The organism is Enterobacter sp. 01-M-03-SI-ECC (assembly GCF_047530215.1).
Lineage (GTDB): Bacteria > Pseudomonadota > Gammaproteobacteria > Enterobacterales > Enterobacteriaceae > Enterobacter > Enterobacter chengduensis.
Genome location: NZ_JBLKDA010000101.1, coordinates 1 through 754, shown reverse-complemented (window position 1 = coordinate 754; position 754 = coordinate 1). Strand labels below are relative to the sequence as shown.

Annotated in this window: 1 rRNA gene; it reads right to left on the bottom strand. The window is 53.6% G+C overall.

Annotated elements, in window-relative coordinates:
• Window positions 1-12 precede the first annotated feature (12 nt).
• Window positions 13-754: ribosomal RNA gene (locus tag ACMWKK_RS26240) — 23S ribosomal RNA — on the bottom strand; the annotation flags it as partial.

Here is a 754-nt window from a genome sequence, read left to right as displayed (position 1 = left end):
CTTCGGCGTTGTAAGGTTAAGCCTCACGGTTCATTAGTATCGGTTAGCTCAACGCATCGCTGCGCTTACACACCCGACCTATCAACGTCGTCGTCTTCAACGTTCCTTCAGGAGACTTAAAGTCTCAGGGAGAACTCATCTCGGGGCAAGTTTCGTGCTTAGATGCTTTCAGCACTTATCTTTTCCGCATTTAGCTACCGGGCAGTGCCATTGGCATGACAACCCGAACACCAGTGATGCGTCCACTCCGGTCCTCTCGTACTAGGAGCAGCCCCCCTCAATTCTCCAGCGCCCACGGCAGATAGGGACCGAACTGTCTCACGACGTTCTAAACCCAGCTCGCGTACCACTTTAAATGGCGAACAGCCATACCCTTGGGACCTACTTCAGCCCCAGGATGTGATGAGCCGACATCGAGGTGCCAAACACCGCCGTCGATATGAACTCTTGGGCGGTATCAGCCTGTTATCCCCGGAGTACCTTTTATCCGTTGAGCGATGGCCCTTCCATTCAGAACCACCGGATCACTATGACCTGCTTTCGCACCTGCTCGAGCCGTCACTCTCGCAGTCAAGCTAGCTTATGCCATTGCACTAACCTCCTGATGTCCGACCAGGATTAGCTAACCTTCGTGCTCCTCCGTTACTCTTTGGGAGGAGACCGCCCCAGTCAAACTACCCACCAGACACTGTCCGCAACCCGGATTACGGGTCTACGTTAGAACACCAGCCATTAAAGGGTGGTATTTCAAGGA